Below are 23595 nucleotides of genomic sequence, written 5' to 3' on the forward strand. Positions count from 1 at the left end.
CCCTCACGGGCAAAGCCACTGGCGCATTTGCAGCCGGTGACGTGGTCACCATCCGTTTGGGACTGGCAGACAGCGTCAAAACCTACTCGGGCACCGTCAACGCTGCAGGCGACTACAGCATCGACGTGAGCACCGCCGACCTCAAAGCCGACACCGACAGCCAAGCCGAAGCCAGCATCGCGGCCACCGTGCCTGGCAGCGCAAACAAGCAAACGGCCACCGCCGCGCAAGACTATGTGGTCGAAAACGGTGCCAACGTCGGCAAGATCACCGGCCTGAGCATTGACCCGGTCACGCCCGACAACATCATCAACGCCGCAGAAAACACCGGCTCCATCACCATCACCGGTCTGGTCACAGGCAAGTTTGCAGCGGGCGATACCGTCACCCTCACCGTCAAAGGCGCGCAGGTGCCCGGCACCGTGGGTGCAGACGGCAAATTCAGCATCAACGTGGCCGCAGCCGACTTGGTGGCCGACACCGACACGCAAATCGAAGGCAGCATCACCGGCACCGGGGGCAGCAAAGCCACCGCCTTGCAAAACTATGCGGTCGACACCACGCCGCCTGCTGGCACCATCATCGTCATCAACGCCATCACCGGCGACGACTTCTTGAGCGCCACCGAGCAAGGCGGCACCGTCACCGTCACCGGCTCTGTCACGGGTGAATTCCGCGCAGGCGACAAAGTCACCATCAACGTGGGCGGCACCGACTACACCGCCGCAGTGGACGCGTCTGGTCAGTACAGCATTGCGGGCGTGCCCGGGGCGCAGTTTGTGGCCGGCTTCAACAGCGGCGACACAGCCATCGACGCCAAAATCCTGGCCAGCGACAGCTCCAATAACAGCGCCACCTTCAACGCCACCCCACGTCCGTTCACCCTGGACACCAACACCGAAGCGCTCAAGACCGCTTTGACCTTGGACCCTGTGGCAGGCAACAACATCATTGACACCACCGAAGGGGCCATCACCAGCACCACGCTCACCGGCAAAGCCACAGGTGCGTTTGCAGCGGGCGACGTGGTCACCTTGACGGTGAACGACACCAAGTTCACAGGCACCGTCAACGCAGCCGGTGTGTACAGCATTGCGGTCACCACTGCCGACCTCAAGGCCGACACCGACACCCGAGTCGAAGCCCGCATCGCGGCCACCGTGCCCGGCAGCGCGACCAAACAAACCGCAGAAGCTGCGCAAGACTACGTGGTCGAAACCGGCACCACCGTGGGCAAGCTCACGGCCATCACCCTGGACCCTGTCACAACGGACAACATCATCAACAGCACCGAAGCGGCAGGCAACATCACCGTGACCGGCAAAGTGACGGGCAAGTTCGCCGCAGGCGACACCGTCACCTTGACAGTCAAAGGCGCAGCCTTGCCCGGCACAGTGCTGGCAGACGGCACCTTCAGCATCCTCGTTTCGGGTGCAGACCTGGTGGCTGACAGCAACACGCAAATCGAAGCCAGCGTCACCGGCACCGGTGGCACCTTGGCCAATGCGGTTCAGAACTACGCGGTCGACACCACACCTCCGTCTCCTGCAGGCACCACGCTCACGATTGACGCCATCACCGGCGACGACTTCCTGACGCAAGCCGAGCAGGGCGGCAACGTCACCATCACCGGCTCTGTGACCGGCGAATTCCGCGCTGGCGACATCGTCACCGTGGTGGTCGACAACACCAATTACAGCGCCGCTGTGGATGCTTCTGGCAAATACAGCGTGACGGGTGTTCCTGGCTCCAAGCTGGTCAACGACTTCAACGGTCTCAACGGTGGCGACAAAGCCGTCTCGGCCAGCATCGTGGCCAGCGACTCCTCCAGCAACACCGCCACCATCACGGCCACACCACGTCCGTTCACTTTGGACACGAACACCGAAGCACTCAAGACCGCTTTGACGCTGGACCCGATCACGGGCGACAACATCATCAACACCACCGAAGGCGCTGTCACCAGCACCACCTTGACGGGCAAAGCCACAGGTGCGTTTGCAGCGGGCGATGTGGTCACCTTGACGGTGAACGACGTCAAGTTCACAGGCACCGTCAACGCAGCTGGTGTGTACAGCATTGCTGTGACCACAACCGACCTCAAGGCCGACAGCGACACCCGAGTCGAAGCGCGCATCGCGGCCACCGTGCCCGGAAGCGCTGCCAAGCAAACCGCAGAAGCCGCGCAAGACTACGTGGTCGAAACCGGCACCACCGTGGGCAAGCTCACGGCCATCAGCATCGACACTGTCACTGCTGACAACATCATCAATGCTGCAGAAAACACGGGCTCCATTGCCATCACCGGCAAAGTCTCGGGTGCCTTTGCATCGGGTGATACCGTCACCCTCATGCTCAAAGTGGGTGGTGTGGACAAGCCGTACCCTGGCTCTGTCAACGCCCAAGGTCTCTTCAGCATCAACGTGCCTGCAGCTGACCTGGTCGCTGACAGCAACACGACCATCGAAGCGAGCGTGACCGGCACCGGTGGCACAGCGGCCAGCGCACTGCAAAACTATGCGGTGGACACCACACCTCCGTCACCCGCTGGCACCACGCTCACGATTGACGCCATCACCGGCGACGACTTCATCAGCGTGGCCGAGCAGGGCGGCAACGTCACCATCACCGGCAGCGTCACGGGCGAATTCAAAGCCGGTGACAAAGTCACCATCACCGTGGACGGCAGCAACTACACCGCCACAGTGGACGCATCGGGCAAATACAGCGTGACGGGTGTTCCCGGCTCCAAGCTCAAAGCCGACTTTGACAACGGCGATAAAGCCGTCTCGGCCACCATCCTGGCCAGCGACAGCGTCAACAACACCGCCACCATCTCGGCCACACCACGTCCCTTCACTTTGGGCACCAACACCGAGGCCACCAAAACAGCCCTCACGCTGGACCCCGTTGCAGGCGACAACGTCATCACCGTGGCCGAAGGCAACAACGCCACCACCACGCTGACGGGCAAAGCCACTGGCGCATTTGCAGCCGGTGACATCGTCACCATCAGCTTGGGCCTGACCGGCAGCGTCAAGACTTACACCACCACCGTCAATGCAGCAGGCGCATACACCGTCACCGTGGACACCGCCGACCTGAAAGCCGACACCGACACCCAAGTCGAAGCCCGCATCGACGCCACCGTGCCCGGCAGCGCCACGAAGCAAACGGCAGTGGCTTCGCAAGACTACGTGGTCGAAGACGGCAGCACTGCTGGCAAGCTCACGGCCATCAGCATTGACGCTGTGACGGCTGACAACATCATCAACGCCGCAGAAAACACCGGCAACATTGCCATCACCGGCACGGTCACGGGCAAGTTCTCTGCGGGTGACCTGGTCACCCTCAAGCTCAGCTCCACCCAGGCCTACAGCGGAACCGTGAACAGCGCGGGCAACTACAGCATCAACGTCCCGGCCGCCGACCTGGTGGCAGATGCCGACACGCAAATCGAAGCCAGCGTCACCGGCACTGGCGGCACGCTGGCCAATGCGGTCCAGAACTACGCGGTGGACACCACACCTCCGTCTCCTGCAGGCACCACGCTCACCATCGACGCCATCACCGGCGACGACTTCCTGACGCAAGCCGAGCAGGGCGGTAGTGTCACCATCACCGGCTCTGTGACCGGCGAATTCCGCGCTGGCGACATCGTCACGGTGGTGGTGGATAACACCAACTACAGCGCTGCTGTGGATGCCTCCGGCAAATACAGCGTGACAGGCGTGCCCGGCTCCAAGCTCAAAGCCGACTTTGACACCGGCGACCAAGCCGTCTCGGCCAGCATCCTGGCCAGCGACTCCTCCAGCAACACCGCCACCATCTCGGCCACCCCACGTCCGTTCACCCTGGACACCAACACCGAAGCGCTCAAGACCGCTTTGACGCTGGATCCGATCACGGGCGACAACATCATCAACACCACCGAAGGCGCTGTCACCAGCACCACGCTCACCGGCAAAGCCACAGGTGCGTTTGCAGCGGGCGACGTGGTCACCTTGACGGTGAACGACACCAAGTTCAGCGGCACCGTGGACGCTAACGGCGTGTACAGCATCGCCGTCACCACCGCCAGCTTGAAGGCTGACACAGACACCCGAGTCGAAGCCCGCATCGCGGCCACCGTGCCCGGCAGCGCGGCCAAGCAAACCGCAGAAGCTGCGCAAGACTACGTGGTCGAAGACACCAACACCGCTGGCAAGCTCACGGCCATCAGCCTCGATCCTGTCACGGCTGACAACATCATCAACAGCACCGAAGCGGCAGGCAACATCACCGTGACTGGCAAAGTGACGGGCAAGTTCGCCGCAGGCGACACCGTCACCTTGACAGTCAACGGCGCAGCCTTGCCTGGCACAGTGCTGGCAGACGGCAGCTTCAGCATCCTCGTTTCGGGTGCCGACCTGGTGGCCGACAGCAACACGCAAATCGAAGCCAGCGTCACCGGCACCGGTGGCACAACGGCCAACGCACTGCAAAACTACGCCGTGGTCCTCAACGTGGCACCGGTCAACACCGTGCCCACCGCCAACCAAACCGTGGCCGAAGACACCCAGCAAGCCATCACCGGCATCAGCGTGTCTGATGCCGACGGCAACCTGGCCAGCACAAAAATCAGCGTGCTCAACGGCAACCTGAACGTCACCCTGTCGGGTGGTGCCACCATCACCGCTGGGGCCAACAACAGCGCCACGATGACCCTGAGCGGCACCCAAGCGCAAATCAACGCCGCACTGGCCACCATCCAGTACAAGGGCGCTGCCAACTACAACGGCAACGACACCCTCACGGTGCTCTCCACCGACGGCCAAAACGTCACCGACAGCGACACCGTGGCCATCACCGTCACGCCTGTGGACGACAACGCCACCATCGGCGGCGACATCACCGGCGTGGCCACCGAAGACACGCTGGCCAACGCCAGCGGCACCGTCACCGTCACCGACGGCGACGCAGGCCAAGCCACACTGCAAGCGGCCACCCCTGCCAGCTTGGTGGGCACCTACGGCAACTTCACGCTCAACGCCAGCACCGGCGCGTGGACCTACACCTTGGACAACACCAAGGCCGCCACCCAGGCCCTGGCCGCAGGCCAGCAAGTCTCAGACAAACTCACCGTCACCAGCACCGACGGCAGCGCCAGCAAAGACATCACCGTCACCGTCAACGGCCTGAACGATGCCCCAGTTCTGACGAGTCAGCCCATGACATCGAAGGCAGGTCTTTTTGAGTCAACAGCAACCGTTCCGGGAACGCCGCTTAGCTTGACACCGATCAATGGGGTTGCGGTCGTAGGTGCCTCACCCACTGGCTGGACACCTGCAAGTCAAACGCCCGATACCCTGACAGGCGTAAATGGCCAAGGAACAGGTCAAGGTAAACTGGTCGCATCTTCTATTGCCGGAACATCCATTGATGGTGGCGGCATGGCCGGTATGTGGGCCTCCACCTCAACCGGCAACTTCGAATCGATGTCGACAAAATTGACAACTGTGGTGGGGCAAACCTACACCGTGGCTTTGCAATGGCAAGGTGCCACAACAGAATTTGCTGGTGGTGGCTCAATGTTCATCTCTGACGGCACAACGCGTCAGGAATACAACAAAACGGTCGGCGCAGCAACGGACGCCTGGGACGTCGCCACCTACACGTTTACAGCAACACAAACAACCACAACCTTAACAGTAGGTGCCGACACAACCAACAGCGAAGGGACCACAGCCAACGGCAACGGCTACATTGTTGTCGACTCACTCAGCGCAAGCCAACTCAACGCTTACCTTGCCTCGCAAACCACCCCCGCCGCAGGTGCCACCGTGGCCTCGCTCATGCCCGCCAGCACCGACGTGGACAGCGGCGCTACTGTGCAAGGCTACGCCTTTACAGCTGCAGCCGCATCCACCAACCCGGCAGGCCATTGGGAATACTCCACCAACGGCAGCACCTGGAACGCGCTGACCAGTGCCAGCACCAGCGCCGCCGTCTTCCTCAAAGGCACCGACCTCGTGCGATGGGTGGGCACACCCGCCAGCCACACCGAACTGCGTGCCGTCGTGGTCGACAACACAGGCCCAGGCGTTGCATCCGGTACCACACTCAACGTCACCACACGCGGTGGCAGCACCCCGTACAGCGGTGACGAAGCCGTGCTCGCCACCGTCGGCAACGTTGCCCCAAGCAACGTCTACCCCGGCGCACAAACCGTGGCCGAAGACACTGCCCTGGCCATCACCGGCATCAGCGCAAGCGACGCCGATGGCAACCTGGCCAGCACCACCTTGAGCGTGCTCAACGGCACGATCAACGTCACCTTGTCGGGTGCCACCATCACCTCGGGTGCCAACGACAACAGCACCCTGACCCTGAGCGGCACCCAAGCGCAAATCAACGCCGCGCTGGCCACAGTGAAGTACACAGGCAACGCCGACTACAACGGCGCAGACACCCTGAGCATCGTCTCCAAAGACAGCGCAGGCGCCACCAGCGCCATCAACACCGTCGTGATCACCGTTAGTGCCGTCAACGACGCGCCGATCAACACAGTGCCAGGTGCACAAAACACCAGTGCAGAGACGGCCCAGGTCATCACCGGCTTGGCCATTGCCGACCCGGATGCATCAGCCAGCACCAGCAGCACGCAGGTTTTCACCGTCACACTGGCGGTGGCCCACGGCACCATCAACGTGGCCAGCGGCACCGGCGTGACCTTGTCCACCAACGGCACAGGCAGCGTTACCTTGTCTGGCAATCTGGCCAACCTGAACGCCTTGCTGGCCAGCGCCAACGCCGTGACATACACACCCGCCAGCGGCTACAGCGGCACCGACAAGTTGACGATGACCACCACCGACAACGGCAATACCGGCACAGGCGGCACACTGACCGACCAAGACACCGTGGACATCGTGGTGGCCATCACCAACACCGCCCCCGTGCCCAACCCGGCCAACGGCTTGGTGAACAACCCGCTGCAAGGGCAAGACGCGGTGACTGTCAGCATCACCGACAACGCCAGCACCAACGCAGGCAACTTCGTGAGCGGTGGCACCACCGTGGCCCAAGGCCTGGTGCGCTACACGCTCAGCTTCAGTGGTGGCATCGACGCTGCCACCCTGACCGAGGCCGACATCAAAGTCAGCAACGGCACCCTCAAGGCCGGGTCACTGACCCGCGTGGGCACCACCAACGAGTGGACCGTGGACGTGCAAACCCCCGCATCGGGCAACGGCGCAACCAGCGTCAGCGTGATGGACGGTGCCTACACCGGAGCCAACGGCTTGGCCGGGCAGGGCAACTCGGCTACGCAGGCTTATGGGACGTTTGGACAGGGGGCTTCGGGTGGTGCTGCGGTTGCAGCGAATTCAAGGACTTTGGAGCACAACAAACCTATGGTTGCACTGCCAGATGGCGGTTGGGTGACCATTTATACAAGCCAGGACTCTTTCCCTTGGCCGACCATGGCTCAGCGATTTGATGCGAGTGGAGCGGCGGTTGGTCCTATTTCATCCAATTTGTTTGCTTCATCGGCAGGGACGGTCACGCAAGCGCTTTACCCAACGGTGACAAGTCTGACGAATGGTGATTTCGTTGTCATGGTTTCCAGTGGTTCTCTCCTTTATGTTCAGCGAGTGGATGCTAATTTCAGTCCAATAGGCAGTGCCTTCAGAGTGAACTCGTTTTTAGCGGGTAGTTCACCAGTAGAAAATGCTACAAGAACCATTACAGGTCTTCCAGACGGTGGATTTGTCATCACTTACGACGCCGCAGGCAGCGCTGTAGAACGTTTTGATGCAACGGGCACACGCGTAGGGGCCGCTTTCAAAGTGGGATCACCCACCGACGCAAAAGGTGCAGCTCTGAGTGTTTTCAGTGACGGCGGATATGTTGTTTCTTGGCTTGAAGGGGTTGTTAACAGCAGTATTTATACCCAAAGGTACAACGCCGACGGAACACCCAATGGTGGGGTGACAACGGTGTCCAGCTCTGCATTTGAGACAACGAGAACAAGAGTGGCGGTACTTGAGGACAACAGTTACGTTGTAGTCTGGAACTCTGCTCCGGCTCCCAAAAACTCCTACTACCAGCAATACAGTGCAAATGGCGTAGCCATGGGCCCAGTCAAGAATGTGTCGGCCAGCGCATCAGACAATTTTGCTGATATTGCAAGTTTGGCCGGTGGTGGCTTTGTCATGACTTGGACTGAAGATCCTGTGAATTCATATGAGAGAACACTTCGTGTTCAATCTTTTGACGCCAACGGCAATCCCATTGGTGCGCCAATGACACAGACAACCACGGCTGATTCGACTAGGTACTCGTCGCCGCACGTTGTTGGCTTGACCGGTGGTGGTTATGCATTGAGCTATGCACTCGGCAGCTCACCCGCTGCGTCAACCAATTACAACCAAATCTTCGCTGCCCCCGGCGGCTCCTTCCTCTCTGGCGCCACAGCCGGTGGCACCGACACCTTCACCGGTGGCGACGGCGCTGACGTCATCACCGCCAACGGTGGTGCCGATGTCATCTACGCTGGTGCAGGCAACGACACCGTCATCGTCAACGCCGACAACATCACCCAGCTGGCCACTGCGGCCAACATGGTGCTGGACGGAGGCACGGGCATCAACACGCTCAAGTTGGACGGCACGGGCTCCACGCTCGACCTGACCAACGCCACCATCGCGGCCAAGGTCAGCAACTTCAGCGTCATTGACCTGACCGGCACCGGCAACAACACCCTCAAGCTCAACGCCGCATCGGCCAAGTTCTTGTCGGGTGCCAGCGACAACGCACTCACCGCTGTCAACGAAGCCAAGCTCATCGTGGTCAACGGCAACAGCGGCGACGCGGTGCAGCTGGCCGACCCACAGGTGGGCGGCACCAGCCAATGGACCGCAGGCCCCACCGAAACCGGTGCCGACCTGATCGCCAAGTTCGGCGCAGCCCAAGGCTTTGTGTCCGGCCAAAGCTACAAGGCCTACACCCTGGCCGGTGCCACGGTGTACATCAACACCGCGCTCAGCGTCACCGACTTTGGCACGCCCACCACAGCGCCTGCCCCAGTGGCCACCGCAGGCCAGACCGTGCAAGAGCTGTTTGGCACCCGCTTTACCGACGTAGACGGCACCAGCGTGGCCAATGGCCAATTCAAAGGCGTGGCCATCACCGACGCGGGCACCAGCACAGAGCAAAGCAACCAAGGCGTGTACCAGTGGTCCACCGACGGCACCAATTGGACCCCCCTGGCCCCAGGCCTGGGTGACAGCAATGCCGTGTTCTTGGCCCCCACCACACTCATCCGCTTCCAGGCGGCATCTGGTGTGGCCACGCTCAACCTGCACGACCTGAGCGCCCGCTTGATCGACATGTCGGGCCAGACCAGCACCGCAGGCCTGACCAACGGTGCCACCACCAACGCCAGCAGCAACGGTGGCACCACCGCCTTCAGCGGCACGCCCATCACGCTCAAAGACCTGGGTGCGCCTGCAGCGCCGGCCATCGTCAGCTACTTTGACGACGTGGGCAGCGCCACCGGCAACAACGCCAGCGGCACCACTACCGACGACGCCAAGCCCACCCTCAGCGGCACGGCCGAAGCGGGCAGCGTGGTCAAGCTGTACAACAACAACGTCGAAATCGGCAGTACCACCACCAACGGTGCAGGCGTGTGGACGTACACACCCACGGCCGATCAGGCCAACGGTCTGTACACCATCACCGCCAAGGCCACGGACGCCAGCAACAATGTGAGTGGGGTGTCGAACACCTTCACTTACACGATTGCCCCAAGCGACGTCACCGCCCCCATCTTGGTGAGCACATCACCCACCGACAACGGCCAAGTGGCCGCCACCAACCTGACGACCGACTTGACGCTGACCTTCAACGAAGTGGTCAAAGCAGGCACGGGCGTGATTGAGCTGTACAACGCCAGCACCAACGTGCTGGTGGAAAGCTTTGATGTGACCAGCAGCGCCTTGGTGACCGGCTGGAACAGCAACACCCTCACCATCAACCCCACCGCCGATTTGACTGCTGGCACGGGTTACTACGTGAAGGTGGCTGCCACCGCTGTGAAGGACCTGGGCGGTAACGCTTATGCAGGCATCACAGACGCAACCACGTTCAACTTCTTGACGCTGAATACGGATGGCAGTATTCCTGTGTTCCCGCCTTATGGTGGGCAGACGAGTAGCAATTTGGGTTTTTCAGTGTCTAGTGCTGGCGACGTCAATGGTGATGGATATGACGATGTGATTGTTGGTGCGTACACCACGGCCACCGATGCGGGCGCTGCCTATGTGATTTATGGCAATGCTGCAGGTGCTGGGGTGGTCTTAACCAGTGGCACTATTGCCCCTAGTTTGGGATTCAGAATATCAGGTCAATCTGGCAGCTATTTGGGAACCACGGTATCAGGCATTGGCGATATCAACGGCGATGGATTCGCTGATGTGCTTGTTGGTGCAAATGGTTCTTTAACGAGTACGGCTGCTGCTTATGTGGTTTACGGTAGTGCGTCAAATTCAGGCGTTAATTTGAGCAGCGGCAGTATTGTTGCCAGTAGCGGTTTCAAAATCTCAGGCTTAAGTGGAAGTTTTTTCGGCAGGGCTGTTTCAGGCGGTGGTGACGTGAACGGTGATGGTTTGGCGGACCTGATTATTGGTGCACCCTACGAAACAATCAACGATAATAAAGGTGCAAGCTATATTGTTTACGGCAACACAACTGGCGCAGATATTAATTTGAGCAGTGGTTCCATCGGCGCCGCAAGTGGTTACAAAATCAGTGGTCAAAGTAACAGTTCAAATGGTTGGATGGTCTCAAACGCAGGCGACGTGAACGGCGACGGCTTGGCAGATCAAATCATTTCTGCGTACGGCTCAAGAGAAGCCTATGTTGTTTATGGCAACAGCACGGGCACCGGCGTAGACCTTAGCGGGGGCACGATTTCTGCTGGACGAGGCTATAAATTAACCGGACTAACAACTACTACACAGTTTGGTTTTGCCGTTTCAAGTGCTGGCGATGTGAACGGCGATGGATTTGCCGATGTGATTGTGGGTGACAATGGTCCCAATGCTACCAATGCTGGAAGCGCGGCATATATCATTTATGGTGCTGCAAACGGTACAGGCGTTGATTTGAATACAACAGGTGGGACCATTGCATCTAGTCGCGGTTTCAAAATCACCGGGCCTGCTGGAACGCAGCTTGGATCTTCCGTTGCAAGTGCAGGTGATGTGAACGGCGATGGTTTATCGGACTTGATTGTTGGTGCCACGTTTAACAGCAGTGGTGTGGGTGCTACTTATATTGTCTATGGCACAACGTCGAGCACAGGTTTAAACATTAGCTCTGGCGCGATTGCAGCAAGCGATGGTTTCAAACTCACCGCCACTTCCTACGGATATTTTGGTAATTCCGTTTCAAACGCTGGTGATGTGAATGGTGATGGGCTGAGCGACCTCGTGATTGGTGCGAACAAAACGAACAGTGACTCAGGTGCTTACTACATCGTCCTAGGCGGCACACAAACCGTCAGCAACGCCGTCAACCTCACCGGCACAAGCGCTGGCGAGGCAGTGCTCGGCACTGCAGGTGATGACACCCTCAATGGCAACGGTGGCGTGGACCGCTTCTTTGCAGGCAAGGGCAACGACACCATCGTGCTGCAAGCGTCTGACGCAACCAGCTTGGCCAGCAACACCGGTGCTACTCGAACCACGGTGCAGGGTGGTCAAGGCTTTGACACCCTCCGCCTGAGCGCGAGCATGTCGCTGGACATGACCGCCATCTCCAATGTGGGTGCGATGGGCCTGGAAGAAAACAGCCGCATCGAAAGCATCGAGCGCATCGACATGGCCACCGACACCAGCGCCAACACGCTGACCCTGACGGCCAAAGACGTGAACGACATGGCCGACTTCAACAGCATCCGCCTGGGTGCCAGCGACGACGGCAAGACCTGGAGCAACGTGACGGGCACTGCCCTGAGCGCCACCACCAAGTTCCACCAAGTGGTGGTGGACGGCACGGCTGCCGATGCACTGACGCTCGAAGTGGGCGCAGGTGCGTGGGCCAATGTGGGCGAAGTCAACTACGCAGGTGGCCCGGGCTACTTTGTGTACCAAAACACCGAAACCAACTCACAAGTGATTGTGGACAAAACGGTGGTCGTCAACAACAAGGACAAGGCACCGCCTGTGGTGGTGTTGACAGACTCGATCAATGGGGTGGCTGCAGGGGACTGGAGTGGCCTCAGTGTGTCCAATGCGGGTGACGTCAACGGTGACGGCTATGACGACGTGATCATTGGTGCAGGCAAAGCTGACCCCTTGGGTCGGAGTGATGCAGGCAGCAGCTATGTGGTGTTTGGTGGACCTGCCAATTTGATGCCCTTCAATTTGTCAACGTTGAATGCTGGCACCAGCACCAAAGGTTTTGTGATCAATGGGGGGGTGAGCACGCTGTACGGCGGCATAGGCTGGTCGGCGTCTGCAGCGGGCGACATCAACAGCGATGGCTTGGCCGATTTGGTGATTGATGGTGGATCCACCAACGACGGTCCAGGTAAGGCGTATGTTGTGTACGGCAAAACCAGTGGCACAGCCGTCGATCTGGGTTCTTTATCTGCAACGACCGGTTTTGTGGTCAACGGCTTACAGACGGCAGACTATTTCGGCACGAGTGTGTCCAACGGTGGCGACATCAACGGCGATGGCTTGGCTGATTTGATCGTGGGCTCCTTTGGCTTGGGCATCAGCGCGGCCACCACGGATGAGGGTTCTGTGTATGTGATGTTTGGACAAACCAATCCATCGACCATGAACGTGAACAGTTCGACGGCAGGTTTTGTCATTCAAGGCTGGAGCAAGTCGATCTTGGGCAGCCCAGCAGGCGCTATGGCGGGTTACAACGTGTCGACCGCTGGCGACGTGAACGGTGACGGTCTGGCGGATGTGATGTTCTCGGGATACAACTACGGCCGTACTGAAGACTATGTGGTGTTTGGCAAAACAGACAACACGACTGTGAGGATTGACAACCTAGGTACCAACGGCTTCAAAATCCAGAGTCAGAATCCGGCGGAGCAATCATGGTTCTCGCTTTCTTACGCAGGCGATGTGAACGGTGATGGTTTGTCTGATGTGGTTTTGGGTGCGAACAATGCCTACAGCATCAGCGATGGTGTGGGTGTTCCCTACGTGGGCAAGAGCTATGTGGTGTTTGGTAAAACGAACAATGCCACCGTGGACCTGACGGCCATCGCCGGTGGTACAGGTGGATATGTCATCAACGGTGAGCTCGATCGCGATTTGCTGGGCAGCAGTGTCTCTTATGCAGGTGACATCAACGGCGATGGTTTGGCCGACTTGATCGTTGGCGCCAAAGGTTCTTATGCAACACAACCGGGACGAACGTTTGTGGTCTATGGCAAAACAGATGCCACCGCAATCAACGTGTCTGATGTGGCCAAAGGTGTTGGCGGCTTTGTCATTCAGGGCCAATCAGCCGACGACAAATTGGGCGTGGATGTCTCTAACGCAGGCGACGTCAACGGTGACGGCTACGACGATTTGATTGTGGGTGCGCAGTATGCCGACCCCACCACTGGATCGATTGATGCTGGCAAAACCTACATCATCTATGGCGGTTCACAGTTCATCAGCGGCAACATTGCCACGGCCACGGGCACAGCTTCTGATGAAATGGTCATTGGCACCAGCAGCGACGACACCCTGACCGGCAACGGCGGTGTGGACCGCTTCAACGCGGGCAAGGGCAACGACACCGTCGTGCTGCAAGCCTCTGATGTGACCAACTTGGCCAACAACACCGTCGGTGGTGCCAAGGCCATGGTCGACGGCGGCACGGGTTTTGACACCCTGCAAGTGTCGGCCGCAGGCGTGAACCTGGACATGACCGCCATCAGCAATGTGAGCGCCATGGTCAACGAAGGTGCCAGCCGCATCAACAGCATCGAGCGCATCAACCTCGGTGCCGATGCCACAGCCAACACGCTGACCCTGACGGCCAAAGATGTGAACGACATGGCCGACTTCAACAGCATCCGCTTGGGTGCCAGCGACGACGGCAAGACCTGGAGCAACGTGACGGGCACTGCTCTGAGCGCCACCACCAAGTTCCACCAAGTGGTGGTGGAGGGCACGGCTGCCGATGCACTGACGCTCGAAGTGGGCGCAGGTGCCTGGGCCAACGTGGGCGAAGTCAACTACGCAGGTGGCCCGGGCTACTTTGTGTACCAAAACACCGAAACCAATTCACAAGTGATTGTGGACAAGACGGTGGTCGTCAACAACAAGGACAAGGCACCGCCTGTGGTGGTGTTGACGGACTCGATCAATGGCGGCGCCCACAGCGTTGCCAATGCAGGCGATGTGAACGGTGATGGTTATGACGATTTCATCATCAGTGCTTCATACGCTTCGAACAACTACCGCTCGTATGTGGTGTTTGGCAGTTCAGCCAATCTGATGCCTTTGGAGCTGACCAGTTTGACCGCTTCGGGCGGCAGTGCAGGTTTCTACATCAGTGATTCCACACCCATTGAAATGATGGGTTACAGCATTTCGGGTGGCGGTGACATCAACGGTGACGGTCTGGCCGATTTGATCGTGGGTGCTTATGCGGGGTCTGCCAACGGTGTGGGCAATTCCGGCAAAACGTATGTGGTCTATGGCAAAACAAACACGACTGCAATCGATGTTCAAACATTGAATGCCGGGACAAGCTCGGCTGGTTTTGTCATCAATGGTGCAGGTCTGAGTGCGGCTGAAGGCATCAGTGTGTCCAGCGCTGGCGATGTCAACGGCGACGGATTTGCAGATGTATTGGTGTCCGGATACACATCGACCAGCAACGGCGCAGCCAACCCAGGTACCAACTATGTGGTGTTTGGTTCTTCATCCACATCACCTGTCAACTTGACCGCTGTGGCCTCAGGCACTGGTGGCTTCAGGATCGACACCCCCAATCAAGGCTCAACACCGATGATTGCCAATGCAGGTGACGTCAACGGAGACGGTTTGGCTGACTTGGTCATTGCAGCGAAGGGTGACTTCACAAACTACACCAACAGCTCTTCAGGGTATTCGTTTGTGGTGTTTGGTAAAACCAATGGCTCCCCCGTCAATTGGAGCAGCTTGACCAATGGCGCATCGACAAATGGGTATGTCATCAACGGTGGTACCTCGGTAAGCTCTTCGTTTGGAGTTGCAAGTGCGGGCGATGTCAACGGTGATGGTTTGTCTGATCTCGTCATGGGTTCAACCATCGGCAACAGCTTTGTGGTGTTTGGTAAAACATCTGGTGCCGCCATCAGTCTGCCAAGCTGGTCCAGTGGCACATCCACGGAAGGTTTTGCCATCAATGCGGCGGGCACTGCTGATCTTGCGGGATTGAGCGTGTCTTATGCAGGCGACATCAACGGCGATGGTTTGTCTGATTTGGTCGTGGGCAGTGGCTTGGCGGACCCGGTCGGAAAAACGAACGCAGGCAAGGTGTATGTGGTGTACGGCAAAACCGACAACACAGCCATCAGCTTGAGTAAAGTGGCTTTGGGCAGTGGTGGCTTTGTCATCAATGGCCAATCTGCTGGCGATAATTTGGGTGGCAGCAACAGCGGCTCATTCCAAAATGAAAGCGTGACCTACGCAGGCGATGTGAACGGCGATGGTTATGACGACTTGCTCGTCTCGGCAGACACCGCAGGCAAAACCTATGTCATCTATGGCGGCAATCAGTTTGTCAGTGGCAGCGTGGCACTGGCCAATGGCACTTCGTCTGACGAATATGTGGTCGGCACAAGTGGCAACGACACCTTGACCGGCAACGGCGGCGTGGACCGCTTCAACGCAGGCAAAGGCAACGACACCGTTGTACTGCAAACCTCTGACGTGGCCAACCTGTCCAACAACACCATCGGTGGCGTCAAAGCCATGGTCGACGGCGGCACGGGCTTTGACACCCTGCAAGTGTCGGCCAGCGGCGTGAACCTGGACATGACCACCATCACCAATGTGAGTGGCATGAACAACGATGGCACAAGCCGCATCAACAGCATCGAGCGCATCAACCTCGGTGCCGACGCCACAGCCAATACGCTGACGCTGACGGCCAAAGATGTGAACGACATGGCCGACTTCAACAGCATCCGCATTAACTCGCTCAGCGACGACGGCAAGACCTGGAGCAACGTGACGGGCACTGCCCTGAGCGTGACCACCAAGTTCCACCAAGTGGTGGTGGAGGGCACGGCTGCCGACACCCTCAACCTGGGTGCGGGCTTCACGCAAGTGGGCACCGTGAGCAACGGCGCGGCCACTTACAACGTGTACCAAAACACGGCCACCAATTCGCAAGTGATTGTCGACAGCGCCATCTCCAACGTGGTGATGGACCTGCCGCCCACACTGGTGAGCACCTCACCGGCCGACAACGGCCAAGTGGCCGCCACCAACCTGACGACCGACTTGACGCTGACCTTCAACGAAGCGGTCAAAGCAGGCACGGGCGTGATTGAGCTGTACAACGCCAGCACCAACGTGCTGGTGGAAAGCTTCAACGCGGCCACCGGTGTGGGCAGCGCAGGCGGCACTTTGGCTGGCTGGAACAGCAACACCCTCACCATCAACCCCAGCGCCAATTTGACCGCTGGCACGGGTTACTACGTGAAGGTGGCTCCCACCGCTGTGAAGGACTTGGGCGGTAACGCTTATGCAGGCATCACAGACACAACGACGTTCAACTTCTTGACGCTGAATTCGGATGGCAGTATTCCGGTGGTGCCGCCTTACGGTGGCGCGACGGGCAGCAAGTTGGGCTGGTCTGTTTCCAGTGCAGGCGATGTGAACGGCGACGGATACGATGACGTGATTGTGGGTACCAATTGGGATTTCAATGTACACACATCGCCAACAACATACGTTGTTTATGGAAGTTCATCGGGTACAGGTGTGAGTTTGGTCAATGGCACCATTGCGCCATCTCTTGGGTTTGCCATCAGCAGTGGACAAAACATCGGTTACTCAGTCTCAAGTGCTGGCGACGTTAACGGCGATGGCTTTGCCGACTTGTTGGTGGGTGGTTGGCCTCCATCAACTGGTGGTGGGACAGCGTACGTCATTTATGGAAAAGCTCAGTCACCTGTAGGGGTAATGAATCTTGATGCGGGCATTGCAGCCAGTAATGGATTCAACATTCTTACACCATCAGGTCAAGCTTCTCTTGCGAACTCTGTCTCTGCCGCTGGTGACGTGAACGGAGATGGTTTAGCCGATTTCATTATTGGTCAAACTAGCCAAAGCAAAGCCTTTGTGCTTTATGGCACAACAAGCCTACCGACAAGCAATACCCTGAGCATTGACAACGCGATCGCTTCATCAAGTGGTTTTGTGATCAGTGGTCTCGATGGCATAGGTTATTCAGTTTCTAGTGCCGGTGATGTCAATGGTGACGGATTAGGCGACCTGATTCTTGGTGAGAACAACACTTCTAGTGGGGGCGGTGGTGCCTATGTTGTGTATGGAAACTCAACAGGTACAGCCGTTTCAATGACGTCAGGAACCATTGCTGCAACGCAAGGATTTAGATTGGCCGGGGTAATTGGTGACAGTACATATGGTTTCTCCGTTTCCAGTGCCGGTGACGTTAACGGAGACGGTCTGGCAGATTTGATCGTGGGTCGTGGGAAAAACAGAGCTGAAACATATGTTGTTTACGGGAATAGTTCCGGCACAGGCCTTCAGTTGGGTGCTGTGATTCCTGCCTCTCAAGGATTCAAAATCAATGGTCAAGTAAACAGTTTTGGATGGTCTGTTTCCAACGCGGGCGACATCAACGGCGACGGCATGGCAGACATCATCGTTGGTGATGGCGGTAACAACGCGACGTACATCGTCTATGGTGCTTCCACTAATTTGGGTGTTGACATCAGCACGGGCACCATTGCCGCCAATCAAGGTTTCAAACTTGTTGGCCCCGCAGGCACAGCATTTGGTGGCGCTGTCGCCAGTGCAGGCGATATCAACGGTGATGGTTTGGGTGACCTCATCATGGGAGCACCATCAACGAACAGCAACGCTGGCGCCTATTACCTCACTTTGGGCGGCACACAAAACGTCACCAGCGCCATCAACCTCACCGGCACGGCCTCTGACGAAGCTGTGCTTGGCACCGCAGGCAACGACGTGCTTGTTGGCAACGGTGGCGTGGACCGCTTCTTTGCAGGCAAGGGCAACGACACCATCGTGCTTCAAGCGTCTGACGCGAGCAACCTGGCCAGCAATACCGGCAGCACCCGTGAAATGGTGCAGGGCGGTGAAGGTTATGACACCCTCCGCCTGAGTGCAGGCATGACACTGGACTTGACCGCCATCACCAATGTGGGTGCGATGGGCTTCGAAGAAAACAGCCGCATCGAAAGCATCGAACGCATCGACATGGCCACTGACACGGCAGCCAACACGCTGACCATCACGGCCAAAGATGTGAACGACATGGCGGGCTTCAATGCCATCCGCACCGGCACTGTCAGCGACGATGGCAAGACCTGGAGCAACGTGACGGGCACCGCACTGAGCGCGACCACCAAGTTCCACCAAGTGGTGGTGGAGGGCACGGCTGCCGACACCCTCAACCTGGGTGCGGGCTTCACGCAAGTGGGCACCGTGAGCAACGGCGCGGCCACTTACAAGGTGTACCAAAACACGGCCACCAATTCGCAAGTGATTGTCGACAGCGCCATCTCCAACGTGGTGATGGACCTGCCGCCCACACTGGTGAGCACCTCACCGGCCGACAACGCCCAAGTGGCCGCCACCAACCTGACGACCGACTTGACGCTGACCTTCAACGAAGTGGTCAAAGCAGGCACGGGCGTGATCGAGCTGTACAACGCCAGCACCAACGCGCTGGTGGAAAGCTTCAACGCGGCCACCGGTGTGGGCAGCGCGGGCGGCACTTTGGCTGGCTGGAACAGCAACACACTCACCATCAACCCCAGCGCCAATTTGACCGCTGGCAGGGGTTATTACGTGAAGGTGGCTCCCACCGCTGTGAAGGACTTGGGCGGTAACGCTTATGCAGGCATCACAGACACAACGACGTTCAACTTCTTGACGCTGAATGCCGATGGCAGTATTCCTGCTTTGCCGGCTTATGGCAGCACCACGCAAATTTCTCTGGGGTATTCCCTCTCGAGCGCTGGCGATGTGAACGGCGACGGCTATGACGATGTCATTGTGGGTGCCATTTCGTCCAGCGGCCAAACTGGTTCGGCCTTTGTTGTCTATGGCAATTCGGCGGGCTTGGGGGCCAATGTGGTCAACGACAGCATTGACGCAACGGCAGGCTTCAAAATCACCGGCACGCGCGACTCAATCGGAGTGGGCAGCCAGCTTGGACGTAGTGTCTCGGGCATTGGCGATATCAACGGCGACGGCTTGGCCGATGTGATGGTCAGTGCACCGTCTGATTTCCTGAACACTGGCCCCAGTGTGGACTACATCATTTATGGCAGCAAAACCAGCACCAATGTGAGTGTGAGTTCTTTGACGCCAAGCCAGGGCTTCAGCATCACTGGGCCTACAACCAAAGGCTTTGGTTTCAGTGTCTCAGGTACGGGCGACATGAACGGGGACGGTATTGGTGACATGGTGTTGAACTCGCTCATGGACGACTTGGCCTATGTGGTGTATGGCAGTACGGCCAACACCAACTTGAACCTGAGCAGTGGCACCATTGCTGCAAGCCAGGGCTTCAAGATGCTGGCTCAGGTAGAGACAGCCGAGCAAATCTCAGGCGCAGGTGATGTCAACGGTGACGGTTTGGCCGACATCATCATCGGGACAACCAATGCCAATGCGGCTTATGTGGTGTATGGTCAAAAAGATGCCACAGCCACCACTGTGAACATGGTTGCGGGCAGCATTCCCGCATCACAAGGTTTCAAAATTTCGGGTGCTGCCAATTCGGGTTTGGGTATCCAGGTTTCCAGTGCAGGCGACGTCAATGGTGATGGATTGGCCGATGTGTTGATCGGGACCAAAACAAACACCGTGTATGTGGTCTACGGCAACAGCACAGGCAATGCACTTGACTTGAGCAGTGGCGTCATCAATGCCAGCCAAGGCTACAAGGTGACAGGTGCGGGTAACTTTGGCGCCATTGGTGCCAATCAGATGTCCAGCTTGGGTGACGTCAACGGGGACGGTCTGTCGGACCTCTTGCTTGGTGACGCATCGGCTCCTAGCGTCGGTAAAGCGGCTTTTGTGATCTATGGCAACGCCACCGGTACAGGGTTGGACTTCAACACTGGCATCTTGGCAGCCTCTCAGGGCTTCAAGATCACAGACGACGGTTTGGGTTACACCTTTGGCGCGACAGCATCGGGCGCTGGTGACTTCAACGGCGATGGCTTGAGCGACCTGATTGTTGGCGATTATTCACGTGACAGCAGCAATGGTGCCTATTACCTGGTCATGAGCAGCCCACAAACAGTGAGCAATGCCGTCAGCTTGACTGGTACGTCGGCAGGCGAGACGGTGCTGGGCACGATCAATGCCGACACCCTCATCGGCAACGGTGGTGTGGACCGCTTCTATGCGGGCCGTGGCAACGACACGATGGTGTTGCAAGCGTCTGACGCTAGCAACTTGTCGACCAACACTGGCGCTACGCGAACCTTGGTGGATGGCGGTGAAGGCTTCGACACGATCCGCTTGAGCGCAGGCATGACGCTCGACCTGACGGCCGTGACCAATTCAAGCGCGATGGGTCTGGAAGAAAACAGCCGCATCGAAAGCATCGAACGCATCGACATGGCCACCGACATCAGCGCCAACACGCTGACCCTCTCGGCCAAAGATGTCAACGACATGGCGGGCTTCAATGCCATCCGCACCAGCACCACCAGCGACGACGGCAAGACCTGGACCAACGTGGGTGCAGGCACTGCCCTGAGCGCCACCACCAAGTTCCACCAAGTGGTGGTGGACGGCACCAGCGCAGACAAGCTGACGCTGGAAGTGGGCAATGGTTACTGGGCCAACGTGGGTGAAGTCAGCAATGGCACCACCAACTACTTTGTGTTCCAGAACACAGCCACCAATTCACAAGTGATTGTGGACAAGAGCGTGGTGGTGGACAACAAGGATTCGTCACCAGCAGGTTCGTCGGTGATTGATCTGGGTGCCAGCGGCAAGCTGATTGCGCCAGTGCAGGTGGAAGGCAAGTGGTATTACTACTGGGATCGTTCGGGGGATGGCACGAGTGCTGATGTGGGTAGCCTGAACGGCGGTGCGGACAGCGCCACACATGATTCTTTGGATGCGATTTTTAATCAAGACATTAACGGTGTGGTAAATCCAAACGCTGGAACAGGTACCAATGACGTGTACCGTTACGCAACCATCAATGGCGTGCAGGTATCTGTGCCAACAATCAATGGCAACATAACCTCTTATGCCACTGGCGGATTGCAAAATGGCCAAACAGCCGCCACAGGCGGAGGGGCTACGAACAACTCTGTTTATGATGAATTGTTGGCGGTTTGGGATAACGCTCCAATAAATTCAGGAAACAATGCCGTACCTACTGGATGGCGTGGTGGTCTTTATATGGCTGCAACATCAACCAGTGCAACGACGCACGTAGGTATGGGTACTGATGGTTCGACTTCCAGTTTGGTTGACACAAATCCTTGGTTAACTGCTTTACAGGTTGTTGGGTCCAACGCAGCCCCAGTCCTGGACGCCGCCCAATCGCCCACATTGACCAGCGTGTCAGCAGGTGCAGCAGCACCGGTTAATGGCAACACCACCGCCGGTGACTTGGTCAGCTCTCTGGTCGGCGGCATCACCGATGCCGATGGCGCGGGTGTGGCCAAAGGCATTGCGATCACGGGTGTGCGTGCGGGTGCCACGCTGTACTACACAGTCGACGGCGGCACCACTTGGCTCACGGCCACAGGTGTGAGCGAGACCAACGCTTTGCTCTTGGCCGCTGACAGCAACACCCGCGTGTTCTACAAAACCACCACGGCCGGTACGGTGACAGACGCCTTCACTTTCCGCGCATGGGACGTGACGGCCAACATCACCGAAGGCGTGTACACCGACACCACGCCACGCGGTGGCAAGGCGCAGTTCAGCCTGACCTCTGACACCGTGGGCATTGCTGTGACAGCACCTGTGGTGTTGGACCTGAACCTTGACGGCATGTTGAGCTACGGCCAGGTGACGATGGATGTCAACGGCGACGGTCTGATGGACCTGACCCGTTGGGCCGGTGCCCAAGACGGCGTGTTGGTGTGGGACAAGTTTGCAGACGGTTTGGTGTACAACAACAGCCAGTATGCGTTTGGTCAATACGCCACAACGTACCGCATGGATGCCTTGGGCTTCGCCCGCACGGCAACCGATCTGGAAGGCTTGGCCGATGCGTTTGATACCAACCAAGACGGCAAGTTCAACGCCGCCGACGCAAAGTTTGCCCAGTTCTCGGTCTGGCAAGACGCCAACCAAGACGGCATCAGCGGAGTCGGCGAAGTGCGCAGCTTGGCGGATCTGGGTGTGACCGAGATCAACCTGGTCAGCGACGGCGTGGTGCGCACGCCTGAGGACGGCGTGTTCGAAGCCGGTCAGTCGACGGCGACTTTGGCCGACGGCACCAGCATGCTGATTGCCGACGTTGCCTTTGCTTATGCAACGGCCTCGTCCTTGTCGAGCGCCAAGTTGGCAGCAGACGCTTCGGTTGCGGGCGATGCCACGCTGGCAGAGTCCACCACAGCAGAACTTCTGCCCGCCGCCATCGTGACCGAGTTCAACAACAAGCCGTACTTGCTGAGCGACGAAGAGCTGGCTGCGCTGAACCCGCTGGGCCAGACCGTGCAAGCTGAAGACGCCAACGTGATCGAAGTAACTCTCAACGAAGCCCAACTCATCGATGAGGCGTTCTTTGTGGGTGCGCGTCCTCTGGTCGAGCCAGCGCTGGTTGAAACCACCAACGTGGACATCACCCCCGAAGACGTGGCCGCCGCCATTGCTGTGTGCACGGGTGCTGCCGAGTCGAGCACCTACTCGCTCAGCTTCGGTCAGAGCCTGGACTTGACCACCTTGCTCAAGGACATGAGCTTCAACGGCATCGTCAAGGGCTTGGAGCAAGTGGACATGGCCACCGATACCAGTGCCAACAAGGTGTCGTTGACCTTGGCCGATGTGTTGAGCCTGCCGCCCACCAACGGTGTGCACCAGCTGATGTTGACCGGCGCGGCCAACGACAAGCTGATGCTGACCGAGGGTGAGTGGACCGACACCGGCAACGTGGTCAACCAAAACGGCCAAAACTACGCTGTCTACACCGGCACCACCGACCCGTCAGCGCAACTGCTGATTGACCAGCACATGCTGCAGTCTCACCAGACCAGCTAAACCAAAAAGGGCCGCCACAAGCGGCCCTTTTTTGTTACATTCACGTCCTTCTTTGTAGGAGCGACGCCCCCGTCGCGAAAAGCCTCGAAGGCCACCAAGAATCGCCCCGGGGGCGGGGCTCCTACAAAATGCAGCT

The 23595-nt window shown here is 58.4% G+C and carries 1 protein-coding gene; it reads left to right on the forward strand.

The genetic code is table 11. The annotated features are described in order from the left end of the window. Nucleotides 1-41 precede the first annotated feature (41 nt). Complete coding sequence (locus tag B9Z48_RS18755) at nt 42-23459, forward strand: Ig-like domain-containing protein (protein WP_233261195.1); 23418 nt, start codon at nt 42-44, stop codon at nt 23457-23459. Nucleotides 23460-23595 lie beyond the last annotated feature (136 nt).

Source organism: Limnohabitans sp. WS1 (genome assembly GCF_003063265.1).
Classification (GTDB): Bacteria; Pseudomonadota; Gammaproteobacteria; order Burkholderiales; family Burkholderiaceae_C; genus Limnohabitans_A.